At 73.5% G+C, this 23,144-nt stretch carries 20 protein-coding genes; 11 read left to right on the plus strand and 9 right to left on the minus strand.

The genetic code is table 11. The features are described 5' to 3' along the window. The first annotated feature begins 23 nt into the window (after window positions 1–23). Window positions 24–1,013 (plus strand): pirin family protein, encoded by a 990-nt coding sequence (locus V2J63_RS05690; RefSeq protein ID WP_331230038.1) that lies wholly within the window; start codon window positions 24–26, stop codon window positions 1,011–1,013. A gap of 230 nt (window positions 1,014–1,243) precedes the next feature. Here V2J63_RS05690 and V2J63_RS05695 read toward each other — a convergent pair whose 3' ends face one another. The 3 genes from V2J63_RS05695 to V2J63_RS05705 all read right to left on the minus strand — a co-directional run bounded on the left by V2J63_RS05695 (window position 1,244) and on the right by V2J63_RS05705 (window position 4,193). After that, window positions 1,244–2,746, minus strand: a complete 1,503-nt coding sequence (locus tag V2J63_RS05695; protein WP_331230039.1) for a D-arabinono-1,4-lactone oxidase — start codon at window positions 2,744–2,746, stop codon at window positions 1,244–1,246. Window positions 2,747–2,835: 89 nt separating this feature from the next. After that, window positions 2,836–3,546 (minus strand): phosphotransferase, encoded by a 711-nt coding sequence (locus V2J63_RS05700; RefSeq protein WP_331230040.1) that lies wholly within the window; start codon window positions 3,544–3,546, stop codon window positions 2,836–2,838. A 56-nt stretch (window positions 3,547–3,602) separates the two neighbouring features. Continuing rightward, a complete protein-coding gene (locus V2J63_RS05705) occupies window positions 3,603–4,193 on the minus strand; it encodes a YdeI/OmpD-associated family protein (protein WP_331230041.1) in 591 nt (196 codons plus the stop codon). A gap of 162 nt (window positions 4,194–4,355) precedes the next feature. Here V2J63_RS05705 and V2J63_RS05710 point away from each other — a divergent pair, with 162 nt between their 5' ends. After that, a complete protein-coding gene (locus V2J63_RS05710) occupies window positions 4,356–5,285 on the plus strand; it encodes an NADP-dependent oxidoreductase (RefSeq protein ID WP_331230042.1) in 930 nt (309 codons plus the stop codon). Between the two features lie 123 nt (window positions 5,286–5,408). After that, complete coding sequence (locus tag V2J63_RS05715; protein ID WP_331230043.1) at window positions 5,409–6,848, plus strand: sugar porter family MFS transporter; 1,440 nt, start codon at window positions 5,409–5,411, stop codon at window positions 6,846–6,848. Window positions 6,849–7,065: 217 nt separating this feature from the next. Here V2J63_RS05715 and V2J63_RS05720 read toward each other — a convergent pair whose 3' ends face one another. Next, window positions 7,066–7,581: a DUF421 domain-containing protein gene (locus V2J63_RS05720; protein WP_331230044.1), complete on the minus strand. Its 516-nt coding sequence runs from the start codon at window positions 7,579–7,581 to the stop codon at window positions 7,066–7,068. A gap of 234 nt (window positions 7,582–7,815) precedes the next feature. Between V2J63_RS05720 and V2J63_RS05725 the strand changes: the two genes are divergently transcribed. The 6 genes from V2J63_RS05725 (at window position 7,816) to V2J63_RS05750 (ending at window position 16,771) form a co-directional block, all read left to right on the plus strand. Further along, on the plus strand, window positions 7,816–9,369 hold the full coding sequence (locus tag V2J63_RS05725; protein WP_331230045.1) for a DUF222 domain-containing protein: 1,554 nt from the start codon (window positions 7,816–7,818) through the stop codon (window positions 9,367–9,369). Window positions 9,370–9,743: 374 nt separating this feature from the next. After that, entirely contained in the window at window positions 9,744–11,066 is a 1,323-nt protein-coding gene (locus tag V2J63_RS05730; protein WP_331230139.1) for an ABC transporter substrate-binding protein, read from the plus strand. Continuing rightward, entirely contained in the window at window positions 11,063–12,061 is a 999-nt protein-coding gene (locus tag V2J63_RS05735) for a carbohydrate ABC transporter permease (protein ID WP_331230046.1), read from the plus strand. The genes V2J63_RS05730 and V2J63_RS05735 overlap by 4 nt, the downstream gene beginning before the upstream one ends. Then, entirely contained in the window at window positions 12,058–13,047 is a 990-nt protein-coding gene (locus V2J63_RS05740; protein WP_331230047.1) for a carbohydrate ABC transporter permease, read from the plus strand. The genes V2J63_RS05735 and V2J63_RS05740 overlap by 4 nt, the downstream gene beginning before the upstream one ends. Further along, window positions 13,044–14,045, plus strand: a complete 1,002-nt coding sequence (locus V2J63_RS05745) for a glycoside hydrolase family 43 protein (RefSeq protein WP_331230048.1) — start codon at window positions 13,044–13,046, stop codon at window positions 14,043–14,045. The genes V2J63_RS05740 and V2J63_RS05745 overlap by 4 nt, the downstream gene beginning before the upstream one ends. Before the next feature lie 92 nt (window positions 14,046–14,137). Continuing rightward, window positions 14,138–16,771, plus strand: coding sequence for an ATP-dependent RNA helicase (locus V2J63_RS05750; RefSeq protein WP_491062218.1), 2,634 nt, complete (start codon window positions 14,138–14,140; stop codon window positions 16,769–16,771). Here the strand turns inward: V2J63_RS05750 and V2J63_RS05755 are convergent. The 5 genes from V2J63_RS05755 to V2J63_RS05775 all read right to left on the minus strand — a co-directional run bounded on the left by V2J63_RS05755 (window position 16,737) and on the right by V2J63_RS05775 (window position 21,142). Further along, on the minus strand, window positions 16,737–17,351 hold the full coding sequence (locus tag V2J63_RS05755; protein ID WP_331230050.1) for a nitroreductase family deazaflavin-dependent oxidoreductase: 615 nt from the start codon (window positions 17,349–17,351) through the stop codon (window positions 16,737–16,739). The genes V2J63_RS05750 and V2J63_RS05755 overlap by 35 nt on opposite strands. Then, window positions 17,348–18,511, minus strand: a complete 1,164-nt coding sequence (locus V2J63_RS05760) for an ABC transporter permease (protein WP_331230051.1) — start codon at window positions 18,509–18,511, stop codon at window positions 17,348–17,350. Before V2J63_RS05760 ends, V2J63_RS05755 begins: the two co-directional genes overlap by 4 nt. Then, window positions 18,508–19,674 (minus strand): ABC transporter permease, encoded by a 1,167-nt coding sequence (locus tag V2J63_RS05765; RefSeq protein ID WP_331230052.1) that lies wholly within the window; start codon window positions 19,672–19,674, stop codon window positions 18,508–18,510. Before V2J63_RS05765 ends, V2J63_RS05760 begins: the two co-directional genes overlap by 4 nt. 2 nt (window positions 19,675–19,676) lie before the next feature. Continuing rightward, window positions 19,677–20,657, minus strand: coding sequence for an ABC transporter ATP-binding protein (locus tag V2J63_RS05770; RefSeq protein WP_331230053.1), 981 nt, complete (start codon window positions 20,655–20,657; stop codon window positions 19,677–19,679). 83 nt (window positions 20,658–20,740) lie between these two features. Further along, on the minus strand, window positions 20,741–21,142 hold the full coding sequence (locus V2J63_RS05775; RefSeq protein WP_331230054.1) for a VOC family protein: 402 nt from the start codon (window positions 21,140–21,142) through the stop codon (window positions 20,741–20,743). Window positions 21,143–21,407: 265 nt separating this feature from the next. Here V2J63_RS05775 and V2J63_RS05780 point away from each other — a divergent pair, with 265 nt between their 5' ends. Further along, on the plus strand, window positions 21,408–21,899 hold the full coding sequence (locus tag V2J63_RS05780) for a VOC family protein (protein ID WP_331230055.1): 492 nt from the start codon (window positions 21,408–21,410) through the stop codon (window positions 21,897–21,899). Between the two features lie 32 nt (window positions 21,900–21,931). Continuing rightward, window positions 21,932–23,056, plus strand: a complete 1,125-nt coding sequence (locus V2J63_RS05785) for a sigma-70 family RNA polymerase sigma factor (RefSeq protein WP_331230056.1) — start codon at window positions 21,932–21,934, stop codon at window positions 23,054–23,056. Window positions 23,057–23,144 lie beyond the last annotated feature (88 nt).

Genomic DNA, 23,144 nt, shown 5'->3' on the forward strand with positions numbered 1-23,144 from the left:
GCCGGCCGACCTACCCTGGAGCCATGACGAACCTCGAGCCGCGGCCGCAGGAGCAGGTGTGCGTCGCCGGCCCCGAGGTCGGCGTCGAGCTCATCGAGCCGCGGGAGGTGCCGCTCGGCGGGCCGCGGGCCATGACCGTGCGGCGCACGCTGCCCTCACGGCAGCGCTCCCTCGTCGGGCCGTTCTGCTTCGCCGACCACTACGGCCCGGACGACATCGGGGCCTCGGGTGGCATGGACGTCGGGCCGCACCCGCACACCGGGCTGCAGACCGTCACCTGGTTGTTCGAGGGGGAGGTCCTCCACCAGGACGCCCTCGGCTCGGTCCAGACGATCAAGCCCGGGCAGCTCAACCTCATGACCGCGGGAGACGGGATCTGCCACTCGGAGGAGGGCACGCTCGCCCGGTTCCCGGCCCAGGGGCGGCTGCACGGGGTGCAGCTGTGGACGGCGCTGCCGGACAGCGTCCGGCGCGGCGACCGCGCCTTCGAGCACGTCGCCGACGTGCCCACGTTCACTGTCGACGGCGCGCACGCCCGGGTGTTCATGGGCACGCTCGGAGGCGTCACCTCGCCCGCGCGGGCGTACTCCCCGCTCGTGGCCGCGCAGATCGACGTGTCGGCCGGTGCGCGGGTCCACCTTCCGGTCGACCCCGCCTTCGAGCACGGCATCCTGCTCGACGACGGCGACCTCACCGTCGCCGGGACCGCGCTCGCGCCCGCATGGCTCGCCTATCTCGCGCCCGGGCGGGACGAGATCGTCCTCGAGGCCGGCGCACGGCCGGTCCGTGCTGTCCTCATGGGTGGAACGCCGTTCGAGGAGGAGGTCCTCATGTGGTGGAACTTCGTCGGCCGGACCCACGACGAGGTCGTCACGGCGCGCGCGCAGTGGCAGGCGGCGCTCGCGGGTGATCCGGACGGTGTCGCTCGCTTCGGGCGGGTCTCGGGCTACGACGGGTCGGCGCTCCCGGCGCCGGAGCTGCCGCAGGTGCGGCTCAAGCCCCGCTCGCGCTGACCGCTGAATTCGTACCGCTGACCGCTGGCCGCCGCTGATCCGCTGGTCGCTGGCCGCTGGCCGCTCGGCGAGGATCCGAGCCGAGGAGCCTGGCCCGACGGCGGTCAGCCGGCTCGGCGACGGCGACGGCGTGCGGGGCCGAGGGCCGCGTCGAGGGGCGGGGCGGGGCCGACGGCGGCCGGCCGGCTCGGCACCGGCGACCGCGGGCGGACGCCGGCCCCGGCGATGCCTCAGCCGACCCAGCGGCGGACGAAGGCGTTCGTGAACGTCCGCTCCGGGTCGTACGTCCGGAGGAGGTCGAGGAAGTCGGCGCGCCGGGGGTAGAGCGCGCGGACGCGGTCCGGGTCCGCGTCGAAGACCTTGCCCCAGTGCGGCCGGCCGGCGAGCGCGCCGAAGGCCTCCTCGAGGAGCGGCAGGACGGCGCCCACCCGCTCGACGTCGCGCACGAGGGTGAAGTGGATGCCCACGCACGGCTGGTTGTACATCGGGCTCATCCACGCGAGGTCCGCGGCGATCGAGCGCACCTCGCACACCTGGACGAGGCCGGCGAGCGGCTCGGCCAGGCCGGCGAGCGCGCGCAGGGCGAGCCGGGCGTTCTGGCGGGGGACGAGGTACTCGCACTGGATCTCGGCGCCGGCGCTGGGGAGGTGGTCGGCGCGGAAGTGGGGAAGCCGGTCGGCGGCGGGGCCGGGCACGGCCCGCTGCGCCGTCGCGTTCTCGGGATCGATCCCGGGGATGGGGTGGACCTCGACCGGCTTGGCGGGGGCGCCGAGGACCTTCCCGCCGTCGTCGCCCGGGCGGCGCGGGTCGTGCACCCGCTTGAGCCAGACCGTCTCGAACTCGGGCGAGCGCAGCGTCGTGAAGCAGCTGACGGAGTAGGCGAGCGCGCTCACGTCGTCGAAGGCGTCGGCGAGGTCGGTGAAGGCGACGGGTCCGTGGACGGTCTGGACGACGTCGAACCCGGGGACGGTCTCGAGCGTGACGGCGTGGACGAGGCCGAGCGCGCCGAGGGAGACCGTCGCGCCGTGGAGGGCGTCGCCGTCGGTGTCCCGGTCGATCGTCCGGGTCGTGCCGTCCGCGGTGATGAGCTCGAGCGCGACGACGGACGACGCGAGCACGGGGTTCTCCGTGCCGGAGCCGTGCGTCGCGGTGGCGATGGCGCCCGCGATCCCGATGTGAGGCAGGGAGGCGAAGTTCGGCAGCGTGCGGCCGTGACCCTCGAGGTAGCGGGCGAGGTCGGCGTACCTGGTGGCGGCCGAGACGCGGACGCGGCCCGTCAGCGGGTCGAGCTCCGGCTCGGGACCGCCGGGCAGAGCGTCGTCCTCCGAGCGGTCGCGGAGCCCCCCGGGGCGGCCGTCTGGCGCGCCGTGGGCGGAGGCGTCCGGCGTGGAGGCGTCGTGCGCGGAGGCGCGCGGCGCAGTGTCCGCGCCGCCGGCGGGCCAGTCCTCGTCGCGCGCTGCGCTACCCGCGTCCTCGTCGGGCCCGCCACGCCCGGCCTGTGCGTCGCTCTCGTCGGCCCGCAGGAGCCCGGGATGGCGGTAGGCGAGGCGGTCGAGGCTGACGAGCGTCTCCTCGGAGTCGACGATGTCGTTGAAGCTGTGGCGCGAGCCCACCGCGCGCACGCGCCGCGAGCGGGCGACGACCTCCGCCGCCTCCTCGAGCGACGCGGGGCGCACGAGCGCCCCGGCGTACTCGTGGTTGCCCGCCCAGTTGCTCATCATGTCGTTAGCCACCGCACGAGCCTGCCACGTCATGCGGGCCCGCGGGCGTCGGCGAGGAGAGCGCCGCCGGCGGACCGCGGCCGCAGAGCGCGGGGCCGGGCTCAGACCGCGGCGTAGAAACCGCTGTACCAACGAACCACATCGACGTCGCCGTCGTAGCCGTACGCGGCGAGGAGCTCGGGGACGTGCGCACCCATGCCGTTGAACGTTAGTGACCACAGCCCGGTACCGAGATCGGCTGCCCGGTCCGCGACTCCCAGCGTGCCGAGGTCGAGGAACCCGCTGACGTTGCCGTCCTCGGTCAGGAGGATGTTCGGGGCGCACAGGTCGCCGTGGCCGACGACCAGCGCCGTCTCCGGCGGCGCCTCAGCACCCATCTCGTGGGCAGCGGCCGACAGCCCGCTCCGGCGCAGCCGGTCCTCCACCGTCCAGCTGAAGGGGCACTCCTCGACGAGGTCGGCCAGGGAGTCGTGGAACTGGCGGACAGCCTCACCCATGACCCAGGCGGTCCGCCTGGGCGTGCTCGACCAGCGCGGATGGCTGAGGGGGATGCCGCGCACCTCGCGTGTCCTCAACCACGTGAACTGGTCCGAGCATCCGACGTCGACGACTTCCGGCACCGGCAGGCGCCGTCCCACCCACTGGAGCCTTCTGGCCTCCCGCACCGGATCGTGGCTGGAAGGCAGGCCGACCGGGGAGACCTTGAGGTAGTGGATGTCGCCTCCGACGTCGGCGCGGAAGGTCCGACCGCCGAGCGGGTTCGTCCAGACGAGCTCGAGCCGGCCGTGGCCGATGATGCTCTCCGCCAACATGCTCATCTCCACGTCGGTCGTGGCTCCACCATTGACCCGCAGAGGTGTCGGCTCCGTCACGGCGGGCGGCGCTTCTGCGGGTACGGCGTCTCCCCGCGCGCGAGCATCGCGACGAACTCACCGAGCTTGCGCGCGCGCGTCTCGGGGCGCTTGACGGCGTCGAGGCGCTGGACGAGCGCGAAGCGGTTGGCCGAGGTGAGGACGTCGAACATCGCCTGGGCGGCCGGGTCGGCGGCGACTGCCGCCGCGAGGTCCGCGGGCACCGTCGTGGTCGCAGGTCCCGCGTACGCGCGTTCCCACCGGCCGTCCGCCTTGGCGGCCTCGACGGCGGCGCGTCCCGCAGGGTGCATCCGCCCCTCGGCCTCGAGCCGCTCGACGTAGGAGACGTTCCGCGCCGACCACGGGCTCGTGGGGCGCCGCCGCGTCATGCGCTGGAGCGTGCTCGCGGCATCCCGGCGGGCGGCCTGCCCGTCGATCCAGCCGAAGCACAGCGCCTCGTCGAGCGCCTGGGCGTACGTCAGGGTCGTGACGTCACCGCCCTTCCTGTGCAGGACGAGCCAGACCCCGGGCGAGGAGCCGTGGTGCTCGGCGAGCCAGGCCCGCCACGCCGCGGCGTCGGGCACGAGCAGCTCCTCGAGCTCGATCATCGGCCCACCTCCCGGCCCGATCGTGGCACCGGCCAGGGCGCCGGACAAGGGTGGCACCGTGCGTCCGTCCAGGTGGCCGACGACGGTCCCGGTGGCCCGTCGGCTCGGCGGGTGCAGCCCGGTGCCCTGGCGGGCCGCGCACCCCCGTCCTAGCGTGGCCGCATGCGAGCCATAGGAGTGCGGACCACCGGCGGACCCGACCAGCTCGAGGTCCTCGACATCCCTGAGCCCGAGCCGGGTCCGGGTGAGATCCGGATCGCAGTGCGCGCCGCGACCGTCAACCCGACCGACACGATCCTGCGCGCGGGCATGCGGGAGCTTCCCGATCTCGCCCTCCCGTACATCCCGGGCATGGACGCCGCGGGCACCATCGACGCGATCGGGGACGGGGTCGAGCTCTCGGTCGGCGACCGCGTGGCCGCCGTCGTCAACCCGCACACGTCGCGCGGTGGCGCGTACGCGGAGAAGATCGTCGTGCCCGCCGAGTCGGTCGCCCGGGTCCCGGACGGGGTCGACCTCGTCGAGGCCGCGACCCTGCCGCTCAACGGCCTGACGGCCTGGCGGGCCCTCGAGGTCATGCGGGTGCCCGACGCCGGCACCATCGCGGTGACGGGCGCCGCCGGAGCGGTCGGTGGCTTCGCCGTCCAGCTCGCCGTCCACCACGGCCTGCGCGTCGTCGCCGACGCCAAGCCCGACGACGTCGACCTCGTGCGGTCCTTCGGTGCCGACGTCGTCCTCGAGCGCGGCGACGGCTTCCCGGCAGCCGTCCGCGACCGCGAGCCGGGCGGGGTCGACGCCCTCCTCGACGCCGCGGTCATGGGTCCCGCGGTGCTGCCGGCGGTGCGTGACGGCGGGGTCATCGCGGCGGTGCGCGGCTTCGACGGCGAGCCGGAGCGCGGGATCGACGTCTACGTCGTCCGACCGGTGAGCTACCTGGGCAAGGGCGCGTGGCTCGACGAGCTGTTCGACCTTGCCGCGCAGGAGATCCTCACGCTGCGGGTCGCCCGGACGTTCCCCGCCGAGGACGCCGCCGAGGCCCACCGCGCGCTCGAGGCGGGGGGCGTGCGCGGCAGGCTCGTCCTCACGTTCTGAGCCGCGTGCAGTGACGCTGGGCTGCCCGCTGGTCGCCAGGGGCCGACCCGCTTCCCGCTGGCGAAGACCTGCAGGTCGTGGTCCGATCATCGCCATCATGATCTCGGCGAGGAGGCGGCGACGATGACGGAGCGGGCGGCAGCACCAACGGGCTTCAACGCACGGATCTTGGGGATCTCCCTGGCGGCCGCCATGGGTGGTTTCCTCTTCGGTTTCGACACCTCCGTCATCAACGGGGCCATCGACGCGATGAGCACCGACTTCGAGATCACGGGGTTCCTCCAGGGCTTCACGGTCTCGTCTGCCCTGCTCGGTTGCGTGGCCGGAGCGTGGTTCGCGGGCCCGATCGCGGCGCGCAAGGGCCGCATCCCCGTCATGGTCATCGCCTCGGTGCTCTTCCTCGTCTCGGCCGTCGGATCCGGCCTGTCGGTCGGACCGATCGACCTCATCCTCTGGCGGGTGCTCGGTGGCCTGGGCGTCGGCGCGGCCTCGGTCATCGCGCCGGCGTACATCGCCGAGGTCTCGCCGGCGAACGTCCGTGGGCGGCTCGGCTCGCTGCAGCAGCTCGCCATCGTCACCGGCATCTTCGCGGCCCTCCTGAGCGACGCCGTCCTCGCGGACACGGCCGGGGGTGCGGCCGAGGAGCTGTGGCTGGGGCTCGAGGCCTGGCGGTGGATGTTCCTCGCAGAGGCCGTCCCCGCCATCCTCTACGGGATCTTCGCGATGACGATCCCCGAGTCGCCCCGCTACCTCGTCGACGTCGGGCGGGTGAAGGAGGCGGCGAAGGTGCTGAGCACCTACACGGGCGTCAAGGACACCGCCGCGAAGGTCGCCGAGATCCGCAAGTCGCTAGCCCGGGAGCAGGCCGAGAGCCTGAGCGACCTCCGCGGTGACCGGTTCGGGCTCAAGCCGATCGTCTGGGTCGGCATCCTGCTCGCGGTGTTCCAGCAGTTCGTCGGGATCAACGTCATCTTCTACTACTCGACCTCGCTGTGGCGCTCGGTCGGGTTCCCCGAGGACCAGGCGCTGCTCACGTCCGTCATCACGTCCGTGACGAACATCGTCGTGACGATCGTGGCGATCATGCTCATCGACAAGGTCGGTCGACGTCCCATGCTCCTCACCGGTTCCGCCGGCATGGCGGTGACGCTCGGAGTCATGGCGCTCGCGTTCTCGCAGTCGACGCTCGTCGACGGGGAGGCGCAGCTCCCGCAGCCGTGGGGCACGGTCGCCCTCGTCGCTGCGAACGGGTTCGTCGTCTTCTTCGGAGCGACCTGGGGCCCGATCATGTGGGTCATGCTCGGGGAGATGTTCCCCAACCGGATCCGGGCGACCGCGATCTCGGTGGCCTCGGCGTTCAACTGGCTGGCGAACTTCGCGATCTCGACGACGTTCCCCGTGCTCTCCGGCTTCAGCCTCACCCTTGCGTACGGGTTCTACGCGGCCTTCGCGCTCATCTCCTTCGTGTTCGTCCTCAGGCGCGTTCCCGAGACCAAGGGGCGCGAGCTCGAGGACATGGGCAACGAGGCCTACGTCAAGGAGGCGAAGGTCGCCGCGGACTGACGCACGGCGATGCGACGGCGGGAGGCCGTTTCCGCCGTCAGGCCGGGCTGGGAGTGGCGCCGCGGGCCACCGTCGTGCCGTGCGGGGTGGTGGCGCGCGGACCACGGCGAGCTCCGCCGCCGGGCCGGGTAGGGAGTGGCGCCGCGGACCACGGCGAGCTCCGCCGTCGGGCGTCGCTGTGCCGTGCCGGCCCGGTCAGGAGGTGGGTCCCTGGACGTCAGGAGGTAGGTTCCTGGACGCCCTCGAGTGCGGAGCCGCTGCCCATGGCGCTCGACGGGATGACGCTGAGCGTGCCGTCGCTCTCGAGGACGATAGCGCCGACCTCAGCCAGGTCGCCGTTCCCCGTGCTCCGCACGGCCTGCCGCAGCTCGCCGATCGTGACCCGCTGGCTCTGCATCGCGCCGGCGAGCGGCTGCCCGTCGCAAAGCAGGAGCGTCGGCTTCGCCGTGATGAGCGACCGCGACGACGGCGCCCGGGTGGAGGTCCACGTGACGACGAGCTGGAGGACGGCGAGGAGCAGCAGAGCGACGACGCCCTCGGACCACGAGACGTCCGAGCTGAGCAGGATCGTCGCGAGCGTCGAGCCCAGGGCCACCGTGACGATGAGGTCGAAGGCGTTGAGCTTTGCCAGGGTGCGTTTGCCGGTCAGGCGGAGCACGACGACGAGCGTCACGTAGGCGGCGGAGCCGACGGCGAGTACACGGACGATGTCGGACCACGAGTCGAACCACATGTGCCCAGACCTAGCACGTTGCCGGCGACGGGGCGAGCGGGTTTGCGGGGCGCAGCGTCAGACCGACGTGACGCGTTGTGCAGCGTCGGCGGCGGCGCGCACCTCCCGCCCGGGGTCGTGGCGCGGGCGTGACGCCGCTATGTCCACACCCGCGAGCGAAGTCGGTGTTGATGTCGGTGGTGGGTGGTTGGCTTCAGGTAGTGGTCGAACGCACGTAGTAGTGGGGTGGTCCGGGTGGCTGTCGCGATGGGGGCGCTGGGGGATCTGGAGCGCGCCGCGACGACGCTGGCCGGCGCTGATCTCGGGGACCTGTCGGGTGAGGCGCTGGGGGAGGCCCTGGTCCGGTTGTCGGCGGTGGAGGGCCAGGTGTGCGCGGCCCGGGCGCGCCTGGTGGCGGCGATCGACGCCGACGGGACGTGGGCGGCGGGCGGGGCGCGGTCGTTCCCGGCGTGGGTGCGGGAGCGGACGGGCCGGTTCGAGCGGGAGGCGTCGCGGATGGCGCGGGAGGCGCGGGCGTTGCGTGATCACCTTCCCGGGACGGTGAGGGTGTTGGCGGCGGGGGAGATCGGTCCGGACCACGTCGCCGCGCTCGTGCGGTACGGCACGAGCTCACCGGAGTGCATCCGGGTGCTGGCGGACCCGGACGTGGGCGAGGAGTTCCTGCTCGGTCAGGCGCGGGTGCTGGACGCGAGCCGGTTCAACACGTTGATGAAGAACTGGGTGCTGCGGGCGGATCCGGGGGCGGGGGACCGGCGCTGGAAGGAGGAGTCGGAGCGGGAGGAGGTGTCGTTGGCGAGGACGCTGGACGGCTACCACGGCAAGGTCTGGCTCTCCGAGGCGAACGGGGCGTTGGTGCTGGCGGCGTTGGAGGCGCGGGCGGGCCGGCGCGGCAAGGGCGATACGCGCACGGTGAACCAGCGTCGTGCGGGCGCGCTGGTGGAGCTGGCGGGGATGGTCCTGGACTCGGGCACGCTCAAGCCCGGGGCGCGTATCCGCCCCCACATCGCGATCACCGCCACGATCGGGACGCTCATGGCGATGGTCCGCGCCCAGCGCCCCGGCGAGCCCTGCCCGACCCAAGGCTCGGCCGGCCCCTTCGGTGTCCTCGAGGCCACGCCCACCGGCGCTGGCGGCTCCCGCGACTGGTCCGAGAACCCGAGCGGCGCACCTGCGGACCCCGGCTCCCTCTTTCTTGCTCACCCAGGTGGCACCGGCACCGGGGCGGGCGATGGCGCCGGCACCGGGGCGGGCCAGGGTTGCGGTCCGGCCGGATCCGTTCCCGAGGCCGGTGACGGGGCGGGGGTGTGGGGTCAGCTGCTCGGGAGGATCGAGACGGCCCTGGACCACAGCCAGCTCGTCGGGGTCGAGCCGGCCACGCTCGAGGACGGCAGCCCGGTCCCGTTCGGGCTCTTCGCCCAGCTCGCGTGCAGCTCGGCCCTGCACCGGGTCGTCTTCGGGGCGGACTCGGAGATCCTGGACGTGGGCCGCGAGGAGCGGTTGTTCACCACCGGTCAGGCCCGCGGGATCATCGCCCGCGACGGGCACTGCATGTTCCCCGCCTGCACCGCCCCACCCGGGCAGGGCGAGATCCACCACTCCCTGTGGTGGTACGCCCACCACGGCACGACCGACACCGCCAACGGCATCCTGCTGTGCCGCTACCACCACGGCTTCGTCCACCAACGCGAGCTCAGCATCGAGCGCTACCCCGACTCCTGGCGCTTCGTCAGACCCAACGGCCAGACCTTCGCCACCACCCAGACCCACAACCAACCCATGCTCGTCTAGCCCGACGGGCGCGCGCCCTCATGGCGGTGCTCGTGCTGGCCGACTCAGGCAGGCGAGCACCGTGTGCAGCACGAGCGCGGACCCGTATGTTCGTCGCCCGCCTCGGTCCCGACGACCGTTCCGTCTCGGCGCCGCAGGGCGGTCGCGGAGGCGCGCAGTGAAGGCGGGTACGGGCCCCTCCCGGACGGCAGCGAGTGGGGCGCTGAGATCCGCGGCGAGGGCGGAGACAGGTACCTCCGCAGCGATGGAGGGTGGTCGAAACCAGGCGTCAGGAGCCAGCAGCGACACTCCGGACATCTCGAAGGGCCGCATCGATACGAGCGGTCTACTGTGAGCCCAATCACGTTCGGCGACGGAGCGAGAAGGTGATCAAGATGGCGGGTCGGGCGGTGTCGCGGCGCGACTTCCTCGTCCTCGGTGCGGCAGGAACAGGGCTTGCTCTGGCGGGGTGTGCGAGCACCACCCCCATCGCCGCGACCGGCCCCCCGCTCAGCGGCGGGTACGACGGCCCGCCCGTCACGATCGAGTACTGGAACGGGTTCACCGGCGGGGACGGCCCGGCCATGCGCCAGCTCGTCGCGGACTTCAACGCCAGCCAAGACCTCATCACCGTCCGGATGAACGTCGTCCAGTGGGCCCAGTACTACCAGCGGGTCATCGCCGCCGTGCACGCCGGCCAGGGCCCGGACGTCGGCGCCATGCACGTCGAGCAGCTGGCGACCCAGGCTGCGCGCCAGACGATCAGCCCCCTCGACGACGTCGTCTCCGAGCTCGGGCTCAGTGACGGGGACTACCCCACGGACGTGTGGGACGCGGGCCTGTACCGCGACCAGCGCTACGGCATACCGCTCGACCTGCACTCCCTCGGCGCGTACGCGAACACCGCTCTCCTCGAGCAGGCCGGCATCAGCGGCCCGCCGACGACGGGGGAGGAGATGGAGGAGCAGCTCGCCGCCCTCACCGGCGCCGGGGTCCAGACGCCCTTCTGGATGCCCAACCGGTGGCCGGCCCACCTGGTCTTCCTGTCCCTCCTGTGGCAGTTCGGGGGCGAGCCCTACGCCGAGGACGGGGCATCGGCGACGTTCGACTCCGAGGCCGGCGTCGACGCGCTCAGCTGGATGGTCAGCCAGATCGAGAAGGGGTACAGCCCCGCGGACGTCGCCCCCGACTCCCAGTACACGGCCTTCAAGAACGGCGAGGGCGCGTACACGTGGGACGGCATCTGGCAGATCAACGACCTGCTCGGCACGGCCCCCGACCTGCCATGGGCGCTCGCACCGCTGCCCACCATCGGCTCGGAGCCGGCGGTCTGGGCGAACTCCCACCAGCTCGTCCTCTTCCGCAGCCGTCGACCCGACGACAACCGGATGCTGGCGAGCAAGGAGTTCCTCCGTTACCTCATCGAGAACTCCGCCGGCTGGGCGGATGCCGGGATGATCCCCGCCCTGTCCGCGGCGCGCGAGACAACCGAGTTCCAGGCGAGCCCGCAGGCCGCCATCTCCGAGGCCATACCGTCGATGCGGTTCCTCCCACCGGTCGCGGCGGTCGGTGAGGTCCAGGCGCAGACCCTCGAGACCGCCGTCGCCGACTCGGTGCTCGGCCGGGCCGACCCGCAGGCGGCGCTCGCCGCGGCGGCGTCACGGGCTACCGCGATGATGCAGGGCAACCTCCGCAAGTTCGAGAGGGGACAGTCATGAGCGAGCGGACGCTCGGCTCGGCGGCCGCCGTGGCCGCCGCACCAGGCACCGGCAAGGAGCGGGCCCCAGCACCCCGGTCGGCGTCGCGCGCGCGCGACAACCGGGACGGCTGGATCTTCATGGCGCCGTACCTCGTCCTGTTCGCCGTCTTCGTCATCCTCCCGACGGCGGTGGGCCTGTGGATCAGCCTCCACGACTACGACTACACGCTCCCCGAGAAGCCGTTCGTCGGCGTCGAGAACTACACCGGCCTCATCTCGGGCACCTCGCCGTTCGCGGAGGCGTTCTGGCAGGGGATGCAGGCGACGGCCATCTTCACCGTGGCTGCCGTCCCGCTCCTCCTCGTCCTCCCGCTCGTCGTCGCGCTCGCCATGAACATAAGGTTCCGCGGACGGAACTTCTTCCGGGCGATGTACTTCGCGCCCTACGTCCTCGGCGTCGCCGTCGTCGCCGTCCTGTGGCGCTACCTGCTCGACACGAACATCGGCCTCCTCAACCACTACCTCGGGATGCTCGGCCTCCCGGACGACATCCCCTGGCTCACGCAGCTCCCGTGGGCGTGGATCTCCCTCGTCGGGGTGACCGTGTGGTGGACGCTCGGTTTCAACACGGTCATCTACCTCGCCGCGCTCCAGGACATCTCCCCGGAGCTGTACGAGGCCGCCAAGATGGACGGCGCGGGACCGGTGCAGCGGTTCCGCTTCGTCACCCTCCCCGGGCTGCGGCCCGTCCTCCTCTTCGTCACGAGCGTGACGATCATCGCCTCGGTCAACATGTTCGGGCAGTCCTACCTCATGACGCAGGGCGGACCCGGCCAGGAGACCCGCACCGCCATCTACCAGATCGCCGAGGTCGGCCTGACGAGCTTCAACTCCGGCCTCGCGTCGGCCATGTCGATGATCTTCACCGTCTTCCTCGCGATCGTCAGCATCGCCGTCTTCTTCGTCTTCCGTGAGCGCCCCGCCCCACCGGCGGGCGGGAGGGATGACCGATGAGCACCAGCGCACCTGGAACGAGCCGGGCCGCCGGCGGGCTACCGGACCCGACGGCACCCGCCGGCGGCGAGGCCCCGCAGCGGTCCGCAGGTGGCAGCACCCGCGCGGGCGGGGGGCGCACCCCGCGCCCACCGCGGTCGACGAGCCGCGACAACCCGCGCGGCGGGCGGGGTAGCCGGGCGCTGCTGTACGCGCTCCTGGCGATCCTCACCCTCATCTTCATCTCCCCGCTGCTGTACATGATCTCGACGTCGTTCAAGACGACGGCGGGCGCGGCGTCGCCCACGCCGCAGTGGATCCCGCAGGAGCCGACGCTCCAGGCGTACGACGCGATCCTCGGCGCCGAGGGCACACCGGTCATCCGGTGGCTCCTCAACAGCCTCCTCGCGGCGTCGCTGCAGACGATCCTCATCCTCATCACGGCCTCGATGGCCGGCTACGCCCTTGCCAGGATCGAGTTCCGTGGCCGGGGCATCCTCTTCGCCATCATCATCGGCACGCTCTTCGTGCCGCCGGTCATCCTCCTCATCCCGAACTACCTCATCGTCGGCCGACTCGGCTGGCTCGATACGATCCTCGCCGTCGTCCTGCCCGGCGCCGCGGGGGCGTTCGGGGTGTTCTTCATGCGCCAGTTCTTCCTCGGGCTACCGATCGAGCTCGAGCAGGCCGCGTTCATCGACGGCGCCACTCGCTGGCGCACGTTCCTCCAGGTGGTCCTCCCGCTGTCCCGGCCGGCGCTCGTCACCCTCGCGCTGCTCAGCTTCCTCACGAACTGGAACGACTTCCTCTGGCCCGTCTACGTCCTGTTCTCCCCGGAGAGCCAGACGCTGCCCGCCGGCCTGTCGACGCTGCAGAACGCCAACGCCGTGCGCTACGACCTCCTGATGGCGGGCGCCGTCATCGCGAGCGTCCCCGTGCTGCTCATGTACTTCGCGGCCCAGCGCTACGTCGTCGAGGGCGTCGGCCGGGCGGGGCTCAAGGGATGACGGCGGACCGCCCGACGTTCACGAACCCGGTCTGGGAGGGCTACTTCGCCGACCCGTTCATCCTCGCGTCCCCGGCCGGGTACATCGCGGTCGGTACGGGCGGGGGCGAGGGAGGGCAGTCGCTCGTCGCGCTGCTCTCCGACGACCTCCTCACGTGGTCACCGCTCGCGGACGCGCTCGCGCCCGACCATGTCCCCGGTGAGGTGCTCACGCCGGACGACGTCCCCGGCGAGGCCACGCACCTGTGGGCCCCGGAGATCGCGCGCATCGGCGGCCTGTACGTCATGTACTACTCGGCCGGCATCGAGGACGTCGGCCACCAGATCCGCATCGCGACGAGCCCCGTGCCGACCGGCCGCTACCGTGACGCGGGCGTCGTGCTCACCCCGGACGAACCGTTCGCCATCGACGCCCACCCCTTCCGCGACGACGACGGCCAGTGGTACCTCTTCTACGCCGTCGACCGCCTCGAGGAACCACGCGTGGGCACGGCCGTCGTCGTCGACCGGCTCGTCGCACCCGACCAGCTCGCGGGCGACGCGAGACCCGTCGTCACGGCGAGCGGGGACTGGCAGCTCTTCCGTGCCGGTCGCCCGATGTACGGCGGGGTCCACGACTGGCACACGTGCGAGGGGCCGTTCGTCGTCAGGCGGCAGGGGCGCTACTGGTGCCTCTACTCGGGCGGCAACTGGCAGGAGAGCACGTACGGCGTCGCCGCGGTCTGGGCCGAGCACCCTCTCGGGCCGTGGCACGAGGCTCCGGGAGGCCCGGGTCCGAACGTCATCCGCACCCGGCCCGGGGTCGTCCACGGGCCGGGCCACGCGAGCGTCGTCACGGACACCTCCGGCACCGACTGGCTCGTCTACCACGCGTGGGACCCCGACGGCACGGCCCGGCGGATGTGCCTCGACCGGATCCGCTGGACGCCCGACGGGCCCGTGTGCGACGGCCCGACGACGACGCCGCAGCCCGGCCCCGTCACGCGCCGTGGTTCGTAGGTAGCGCCGGCGCGACGGCCGACGACGGGGTCGTCGGCGCCGTGCTCGTAGGGAGAACCGTCGCGACCGGCGTGGCCGCCGATCCGCCGGCGATGGGGCAGACTGCTGCGGTGGCGACCGACCCGATCGACCGGCTCCTCGCCTCCCCGCCCGACCTGCCCGTCGCCGCGGGGCTCGCGCCCCTCATCGAGGCGCTGCGCGCGTCCGGCGTCGCCGTCGTCCACGCACCGCCCGGCACGGGAAAGACGACGCTCGTCCCGCCGGCGCTGGCGGCGGAGGTGCCTGGGACCGTCGTCGTCACGCAACCGCGCCGGATCGCGGCGCGGGCCGCCGCGCGCCGGCTCGCCCACCTTCTCGGCGAGCCGGTGGGGGAGACCGTCGGTTACGCCGTGCGGGGCGACCGCAAGGCCGGGCCGCGCACGCGCATCGAGATCGTCACGACGGGCATCCTGCTGCGCCGCCTCCAGCGCGACCCGGACCTGCCGGGGGTCGGCGCCGTCATCCTCGACGAGGTCCACGAGCGGCACCTCGACGCCGACCTCGCGCTGGCCCTCCTCATCGACGTCCGGTCGAACCTGCGCGAGGACCTGCCCCTCGTCGCGATGTCGGCGACCGTCGAGGCCGAGCGCACGGCGCGGCTCGTCGGGGGTATGACGCCCGCGCCGGTCGTCGGGGTCGACGGCGCTCTGCACCCGGTCGACGTCCGCTGGGCGCCGCCGCCGGCGCGCGTCGCCCGAGCCGACGAGCGAGGCGTCACGTGGGGGTTCCTCGACCACGTCGCCGCCACGGTGCGCCGCGCGCTCGCCGAGTGCCCCGGGGACGTCCTCGTCTTCGTGCCCGGCGTGGGGGAGGTCGGCGGCGTGACGCGGCGGCTCGCCGGGGTCGAGGCCGACGTCCGGCCCCTCCACGGCCGCCTCTCCGGTGCGGAGCAGGACCTCGCGCTGACCGCCGGCCCGCGCCGCCGCGTCGTCGTCTCGACGGCGGTCGCCGAGTCCTCGCTCACCGTCCCCGGCGTGCGGGTGGTCGTCGATGCCGGCTTCTCCCGCGAGCCGCGCACCGACCACCGGCGCGGGCTCGCCGGCCTCGTGACCGTGAGCGTGAGCCGGGCGGCTGCCGAGCAGCGCGCGGGACGGGCGGGCCGCGAGGGTCCGGGCGCCGTATACCGCTGCTGGTCGCAGGCCGACCACGCGCGCCTGCCGGAGCACCCGCAGCCCGAGATCGCGACGGCCGACCTCACCGCGTTCGCCCTTGAGCTCGCGTGCTGGGGCAGCCCGGACGGCGCGGGGCTCGCGCTCCTCGACGCGCCGCCGGCGGTCGCCATGGCCTCCGCCCGCGCCACGCTCGCCGGGCTGGGCGCCGTCGACGTCGACGGGCGGGTCACGGCACGTGGGCGGACGATCGCCGGGATCGCCGCGGACCCTCGCCTCGCGCGGGCACTCATCGACGCCGCCCCCGTGCTCGGGGCGCGGCGCGCGGCGGAGGTCGTCGCCCTCCTCGCCGAGGACGTCCGACCCGGGGGCGGGGACCTCGCCGCGGCGCTGCGGGCCCTGCGCCGCGGGGGAGGCCCGGAGGCCGCGCGCTGGGCGGACCAGGCCCGGCGGTTCGAGCGCGACGTGCCGTCGCGGGAGGTCCGCGCGACGAGGCAGGGCCCGGGGGCCGCGGGTGGCGCAGCGTCCGCCCGCGGGAGGGCAGGCGCCGGTGCCGGCGGAGGCGGTGCCGGCGGCAGGGCTCGTGAGCGCTCAGGCGCCGACGAGGCCCTCACCACCGACGCCGCGGTCGGGCTCGTCGTCGCCCTCGCCCACCCCGACCGGATCGCGCGGCTGCGACCGGGCGGGTCGACCTACCTCATGACGTCGGGGACCGGCGCGACGCTCGCACCGGGCTCCCCGCTCGTCGGGCAGGTGTGGCTCGCCATCGCCGACGCCGACCGCGGCGCGGGCCGCTCCGACGCCACCATCCGCTCGGCCGCACCCATCGACGCCGACTCCGCCCTCGAGGCGGCGGCGTCGATGCTCACCGAGGAGGACGAGGTGCGCTGGGTCGACGGCGCCGTCGTCGCGCGGCGTACCCGGCGCCTCGGCGCGATCGAGCTCGCCTCCGAGCGCCTCGCCGACCCGCCACGTGAGCTCGTCCTCGCCGCCGTCCGCGACGGGTTGGCCCGCGACGGCCTCGCGGCGCTGCCGTGGTCGGCGGCCGCTCTCGCCCTGCGGCGGCGGCTCGCGTTCCTCCACTCCGCGCTCGGTGCGCCATGGCCCGACGTGTCCGACGACGCGCTCCTCGCCGGCCTCGACACGTGGCTCGGCCCCGACCTCCTCCGCGTCCGGCGCGCACGGGACCTCCAGCGGGTCGACGTCGTCGCCGCCCTGCGCCGGCTGCTGCCCTGGCCCGAGGCCGGGCGGCTGGACGCCCTCGCCCCGGAGCGGGTGCAGGTCCCGAGCGGCTCCCACGTGCGCGTCGACTACGACGGCGACCAGCCGGTCCTCGCGGTGCGCCTGCAGGAGACCTTCGGCTGGCGCCGGACGCCGGCACTGGCCGACGGCCGCGTGCCGCTCCTGCTCCACCTCCTCTCGCCCGCGCGCCGGCCGGTCGCCGTGACGGCGGACCTCGAGTCGTTCTGGCGGACCGCCTACCCGCAGGTCCGCGGCGAGCTCCGTGGCCGATACCCCAAGCACTCCTGGCCGGATGACCCGCTCAGCGCCCCGCCCACCCGCGGCGTGCGGCGGTAGGACGGGGAGTGATCCGGACGACCGGGATCCGGGCGCCGACGTCGTCCGGCACGGGGGAGTCCGGCGAGACCGCCTCGATCCCGAGGCTCCGGGCGAGCGCACGCGCGGTGCGCGGGTGCCGGAGGCGGTAGTCCTCGAGCACGGCCCGGCCGGCGTCGGGATCGAGGACCCGCGCGAGTGCGCCGGTGCTGCCCCAGCCGGACCAGAGGCGCACGCGCGGGTCCGCCTCGATGTTGCGCAGCCACTGCGCGGACCAGCCGTACCCGGAGGGCACGTACACCTCGTCGCCGTCGCGCTCGATGACCTCGAGCACCACCTGCCGGACCCGCCCGCTCGTGCGGCCACGGTGCTCGACCATGACGAGGCGCGGGCCGAGCAGACCCCCGAGGCCCAGCCGGTAGAACCAGATCGGTGCGCGGGCGAGGCGGCGCGGGATCCGCCGGACGGGGCGACCGCCGGCAGGCGAGCCCGTCTGGCGAGGTCCGGGCTTGACCGCCCCGCGGCCACCCTCCGGCCGATCCCCGCCCGGCTCCGCCGCCTTCCAGCCCGCCGCCGTCATGTGCGCGTCAGCCCCGGTCACATCGCCCGGGCGACGCTGCGCCGCAGCGCCCAGGAGCCGAGCCCGAGCAGGACGGCTGCCATGGCGGCGAGCACGCCGAGCTGGGGCAGGATGTCGACGAGCGAGGCGTCGTGGCGCTGAATCTCTCCGAATGCCTCGTACGCCCACGCGTGAGGCGTCACGTGCGCGACGGCCCGCATCGTGTCCCCGAAGAACTCGAGCGGCATCATGCACCCGCCGAGGGCCGCGAGGGTGAGGCCAAGGCCGACGCCGACGCCGTTCGCGGCGCCGTCGTTGTCGAGCACCGAGCCGATGAGCATCGCGGCGCCCGCGGCGACGACGCTGAACGTCAGGAGGACGAGCCCGGAGAGCCAGATGTTGCCCCAGCTCACACCGAAGAACAGCGCGGTCGCGCCCATGATGTAGACGCCCTGGAACGCGGCGATGACGAACCGTCCGAGCGCCTGGCCGCCGAGAGCATGGGTGGACGAGACCGGCGCGGCGAGCGTCCGGCTGAGGACCCCGAGCCGGCGGCCCTGGATGAGGGTCGCGGACCCCGCGGCCGAGGCGAGGAAGACGAAGAGGAGCGTCTGGCCGGACGCCCCGAGGTCGAACTGCCCGAGCCCGGAGAACTCCTGCGCGATCTCGCTCGTGTTGACCACCTCGAGACGTGGGGGCTCGAGCTCCTCCCGGACAGCGGCGAGGGCGGCGGTTGCCTCGTCCTCGCCCGCGCCGGCCGCGGTGAGCGCCGCGAGCTGACCCTGCTCCGCCGAGACCGAGGCGGCGGCCGCCCGCACCCGCTGGAGCGTGAGCTGCGCGCCCTGCTGCGCCCCGGCGATGACCTCGATCTCGACGTCGCGCCCGTCTGCGAAGGCCTCGGCGGCGGCCGGTGGGATGACGATGCCGACGCCGGTCCGGCCACGGGCGACCTGCGTGCGCATGGCGTCGGCGTCCGCGAGGCTCACGGCCACGTCGTCGTCCTCGAGCGCGGAGACGACGGCGGTGCGCAGCTCGCTCTGCCCGCCGGTGATCGTCACCGTGCCCTGCGTGCCGGAGGAGCCGAACTGCGCGCCGAGGACGAGGACGAGCAGGAGCGGGAAGATGAAGACGAAGAAGATGTTCGACCGGTCGCGCAGGAAGCGCCGCAGCTCGACGGCGGCGATCGCCAGGACGGCCCTCACAGCTCGGCCCCCCGGTCCGGCAGGAGCCGCGAGAGGCCGAGGCAGACGACGGCGAAGCCGAGCATGATGGCGACCGGGACGCCGATCTCGCCCACCCCCGCACCCCCCGACGTCATGCCCAGGCCGCGGGTGAACGCCGCGATGGGGTTGAGGTCGAGCAGCGTCCCGAGCGCGCCGGTCGCGGAGATCTGGAAGAACGCACCGCCCGCCATGCCGAGGACGACGGCGATGATCGACTGGAGGATCCCCGCCTGCTCGGCCGTCCGGGTGAGGCTGGCGATGATGAACATGAGCGACGTCGCTGCGGCCACCGCGCAGAGGACGAGCACCCCGACCGCGAGGGGCGAGCCGAACGAGACGTCGAAGAACTGTGATCCCACCGTGAGGAGCACGGCCGTGGCGACGACCCCGAGGATGTAGCTGACGAGCCCCTTCGCCGCGACGATGAGCCACGGGCTCATCGGCATCGACCGGAGCCGGGCGAGCGTGCCCTGCTCGCGCTCGGCGACGAGGCCGAGCACCCCGAACCCGACGGTGAAGAGGAGGAAGAGGCCGGCCTGCCCCGCCACGAGTGAACCCTGCATGCTCAGCTGCTCGCTCGCCGTCTCGCCCTCGACGAGGGTCATCGCCGGGCCCGCCGTCGCCGCCTGCTCGGCGAGCGCGCCGAGGGCCTCGGGGGAGAGGCCGAGCTCGGCCCCGGCGCCCGCCGCCTCGGCGCCGGCGGCGTACTGGTCGAGGACCGCCGTCATGACGGAGAGGACGATGCCGGCCTCGAGTCCGCCGTCGTCGTTCTCCCGCACGTCGACGACTGGCCCCTCGCCGGCCATGACGGCGCGGGTGAACCCGTCGGGGACGACGACGGCGAGCGCGGCACCGCCGTCGTCGACGCGGGCGACCGCCTCCTCGGGGCTGACCTCCTCGACGGTGACGTCGAGCCCGTCGATCTCGCCGAGCACCCCGACGAGGGTGGCGCCGAGGGCGTCGTCCGCCGGCGCCGCAGCGGCGACGGTGATCGGCTCGAGCTCGACGTCGCTCGAGGCCCCGATCGTGAGGTTGAAGACGTACATGAGCGCGAGCGGGACGACGAGCGCGAAGATGATGACCGACTTGTCCCGCACCCGCTGGCGCAGGTCGGAGAGCACCATGGTCCACAGGGGTCTCATCGTCAGTCCCGCAGGGCCTTGCCGGTGAGGTGGAGGAACACCGACTCGAGGTCGGGGCGGGTGATCTCGACGTCGTCGAGCACCATGCCGCTCGTCGTGGCGGCGCTGACGACCGTCGCGACCGCGGCGGGGGCGTCACGGACGGTGAGGGTGAGCGTGCGACGCTCGGCGACGACCTGCTCGACCGCCCGGATCTCGCGCAGCGCCGCGGCCGCGGCCGCCGTGTCGCCGGAGCCCGCGAGGCGGATCGTGTCGACACCGCCGGTGAGGGTGATGAGCTCGCCGCGGGTCCCTTCCGCCTGGATCACGCCGGAGTCGATGATGGCGATCCGGTCGCAGAGGCGCTCGGCCTCCTCCATGTAGTGGGTCGTGTAGAGCACCGCCATGCCCTCGACCGAGAGCGCCTCGACGGACTCGAGGATCGCGTTGCGGGACTGCGGGTCCACACCGACGGTCGGCTCGTCGAGGATGAGGAGCGTCGGTTGGTGGAGCAGGCCGATGCCGATGTTGAGCCGGCGCTTCATACCGCCGGAGTACTCCTTCGTCGCGTCCTTGGCCCGGTCGGTCAGCGCGATGAGCTCGAGCACCTCGTCGATGCGCCGCGCGAGCTCCTTGCCCCGCATGCCCTGGAGGCGCCCGAAGAACGTGAGGTTCTCCCGCGCCGTCAGCTCGGGGTAGAGCGCGAGGTCCTGCGGGACGAGGCCGATCTCCCGCTTGACGCCCACGTGGCTCGGGCCGACCGGCTGACCGGCCACGGTGATGGACCCGGCGTCGGCCTTGATGAGCCCCGCGACCATGGAGATCGTCGTCGTCTTGCCCGCCCCGTTCGGCCCGAGCAGCCCGTAAGTCTCGCCGTGGGCGATGCGGAAGGACACGCCGTCGACGGCGGTGAGGTCGCCGTAGCGGCGGGCGAGGCCCTCGACGACGAGGACGTCACTGGCGCGTGGCTCGCTGCGGGGTGGGCTCGAAGCGGTGGTGGTCATCGTCCGTTCCTCGTCGCCGGTTGCATTGATCATGTTTCCACACGGTTGCAGCGGTGGGAAGGGACATGGAGGTCGCGGCCTGCTCAGGCGTCCACCGGCATCTCCATGTAGAGGATCTCCCACACGTGGCCGTCGGGATCGGTGACGCTGCGGCCGTACATCGGCCCCTCCTCTTGGAGCTCGCGGTACTCAGCGCCGCCATGGGCGAGCGCGGCGGTGACGAACCCGTCGACCTCGGCCCGCGTCTCGGCCGAGAGGCAGTTGATGACCTGGGCGCCGGCGCGGGCGTCGGCGATGGGCACGGTGACGAAGTCGGCGAAGCGCTCGTGGTCGAGCAGCATGACGAAGATCGTCTCGGAGACGACGACGCACGCGCAGTGGTCGTCGGAGAACATGTCGTTGATCCCGAAGCCGAGGCCGGTGTAGAAGCGCCGCGACGCGGCGAGGTCGTGCACCGGGAGGTTGATGAAGATCATGCGGTCCATGGCGGTTCCTCTCGCGGACGCGGCCGCCATGGTGACGCGCGACGCGACCACGACGACGGGGCCGGCACGGCCCCACACTCCTGCCGACCCACGTCGGGCCCGGAACTCATCGCCGGTGGGCCGATGAGTTCCCAGAGCGAGGCCGGTCCAGTCACACAGGCCGTCCTTCGTGGCGGCCAGGACGCCGCCCGGCGCCCGACGGGCCGCCCGGCCCGTGCCTCGCGAGTGCACCGCACCGGTGCGCCGACAACGACAGGAGACTGCCATGCCCACCATCCAGCCCTGGCTCTGGTTCGACACCGAGGCCGAGGAGGCGGTCGCGTTCTACGTGTCCGTCTTCCCGCGCTCCTGCGTGCTGCGCACCGACCGCTACGGCCCTGACGTCCCGGGGCGCGGTGGCCAGGTCATGTCGATCCTCTTCAGCCTCGACGGCCAGACGTTCGGCGCCATCAACGGCAGCGCGGACTTCCCGTTCACGCAGGCGGTCTCGTTCCTCATCGACTGCGGCGACCAGGACGAGGTCGACCACTACTGGTCCCGCCTGACCGAGGGTGGCAAGGAGGTCCAGTGCGGGTGGCTCATCGACAGGTACGGACTGTCCTGGCAGGTGGTCCCGCGCCGCCTCGACGAGCTCCTCGCCGACCCGGACCCCGCACGCGCGGCGCGGGCTATGGCGGCGATGATGTCGATGGTCAAGCTCGACATCGCAGCGCTCGAGGCGGCGGCGGACGGTGCGACCGACCCGGCGGGGGTCTAGTCACGGGGTCGGTCGCGTTCTACCGTCGGCGCATGACCACCCTTGGTGAGCACCGCGCCCCCACGTCGGCGGCCCCGCACGCGACGGTCACCGGTGGCGGGTCGGCCGCTGCGCCGCCCGTCGACCGCGCGGCGGGCGTCACGCTGCCGGCCGTCGACGGCGCGGGCGTCGGGGCCGACGCGCTCCGGACCGGCCGCGAGGACGTGGCGGCCCTCCTCGAGCCCCTGCGCCGCGAGATCCTTGCCCACTGCTACCGGATGACCGGCTCCGTGCACGACGCCGAGGACCTCGTCCAGGAGACGTACCTGCGCGCCTGGCGCTCGTTCCACGGCTTCGAGAACCGCTCGTCCCTGCGCACGTGGGTGTTCCGCATCGCGACGAACGCGTGCCTCACCCACCTCGAGGGCCGCCGTCGTCGTCCGCTCCCGACGGGCCTCGGCGCCCCGGCGGACGACCCCGCCCACCAGCCGCTGCCGGACCACTCGGTCACGTGGGTCGAGCCCCTGCCCGACTCCCTCGTCTGGGGCGGCGCCCCGGCCGACCCGGCGGCCCAGACCATCACGCGCGACAGCGTGCGCCTCGCGTTCATCGCCGCGCTGCAGCACCTCACCGCGCAGCAGCGGGCGGTCCTGCTCCTGCGTGACGTGCTCGCGTGGCGGGCCAGCGAGGTGGCCGAGGCGCTCGACCTCACCGTCGCCGGCGTCAACTCCACCCTGCAGCGCGCTCGTGCCCATGTCGCGACGATCGACGCCGACGCGCCGCCCGAGCTGCCCGACGGCGACCGGCGCCGGCGGCTCCTCGACGCCTACGTGGCCGCCTTCCAGGCGTACGACGTCTCGGCGATCGTCGAGCTCGTCGCCGCGGACGTCACGTGGGAGATGCCCCCGTTCCCGGGCTGGTACCAGGGCGCCGACGACGTCGGCCGGCTCATCTCCACGTGGTGCCCGGCGACCGCCGCGGGGGACATGCGGATGGTCCCGACGTCGGCCAACGGGCTCACGTGCTTCGCTCTCTACATGCGCGAGGCCGACGGCGTCCACCGCGCCTTCCAGGTCCAGCAGGTCACCGTCACCCGCGACGGCGTCTCGCACGTGACGGCGTGGTTCTCCCCGGAGCTCTTCGCGACGTTCGGCCTGCCGCCGGAGCTGCCCGCGTGACGTCGGACGCCGGGCGGTCCCGCGGCTGACGGCCAATGGTGAGCGCGCCCTCGTCTGCGGGCGCTCGTCGCCGGTCCGCTGCGCCGAC

It is taken from the genome of Georgenia wangjunii (assembly GCF_036421975.1).
GTDB classification, from domain to species: Bacteria; Actinomycetota; Actinomycetes; order Actinomycetales; family Actinomycetaceae; genus Georgenia_A; species Georgenia_A wangjunii.

Bases quoted from the DNA above. Each gene is read 5' to 3' on its own strand.
- V2J63_RS05690 (WP_331230038.1), top strand. From the start codon at position 24: ATGACGAACCTCGAGCCGCGGCCGCAGGAGCAGGTGTGCGTCGCCGGC.
- V2J63_RS05700 (WP_331230040.1), bottom strand. From the start codon at position 3,546: ATGTTGGCGGAGAGCATCATCGGCCACGGCCGGCTCGAGCTCGTCTGG.
- V2J63_RS05705 (WP_331230041.1), bottom strand. From the start codon at position 4,193: ATGATCGAGCTCGAGGAGCTGCTCGTGCCCGACGCCGCGGCGTGGCGG.
- V2J63_RS05710 (WP_331230042.1), top strand. From the start codon at position 4,356: ATGCGAGCCATAGGAGTGCGGACCACCGGCGGACCCGACCAGCTCGAG.
- V2J63_RS05715 (WP_331230043.1), top strand. From the start codon at position 5,409: ATGACGGAGCGGGCGGCAGCACCAACGGGCTTCAACGCACGGATCTTG.
- V2J63_RS05720 (WP_331230044.1), bottom strand. From the start codon at position 7,581: ATGTGGTTCGACTCGTGGTCCGACATCGTCCGTGTACTCGCCGTCGGC.
- V2J63_RS05730 (WP_331230139.1), top strand. From the start codon at position 9,744: ATGGCGGGTCGGGCGGTGTCGCGGCGCGACTTCCTCGTCCTCGGTGCG.
- V2J63_RS05735 (WP_331230046.1), top strand. From the start codon at position 11,063: ATGAGCGAGCGGACGCTCGGCTCGGCGGCCGCCGTGGCCGCCGCACCA.
- V2J63_RS05740 (WP_331230047.1), top strand. From the start codon at position 12,058: ATGAGCACCAGCGCACCTGGAACGAGCCGGGCCGCCGGCGGGCTACCG.
- V2J63_RS05745 (WP_331230048.1), top strand. From the start codon at position 13,044: ATGACGGCGGACCGCCCGACGTTCACGAACCCGGTCTGGGAGGGCTAC.
- V2J63_RS05750 (WP_491062218.1), top strand. From the start codon at position 14,138: ATGGGGCAGACTGCTGCGGTGGCGACCGACCCGATCGACCGGCTCCTC.
- V2J63_RS05765 (WP_331230052.1), bottom strand. From the start codon at position 19,674: ATGAGACCCCTGTGGACCATGGTGCTCTCCGACCTGCGCCAGCGGGTG.
- V2J63_RS05770 (WP_331230053.1), bottom strand. From the start codon at position 20,657: ATGACCACCACCGCTTCGAGCCCACCCCGCAGCGAGCCACGCGCCAGT.
- V2J63_RS05775 (WP_331230054.1), bottom strand. From the start codon at position 21,142: ATGGACCGCATGATCTTCATCAACCTCCCGGTGCACGACCTCGCCGCG.
- V2J63_RS05780 (WP_331230055.1), top strand. From the start codon at position 21,408: ATGCCCACCATCCAGCCCTGGCTCTGGTTCGACACCGAGGCCGAGGAG.
- V2J63_RS05785 (WP_331230056.1), top strand. From the start codon at position 21,932: ATGACCACCCTTGGTGAGCACCGCGCCCCCACGTCGGCGGCCCCGCAC.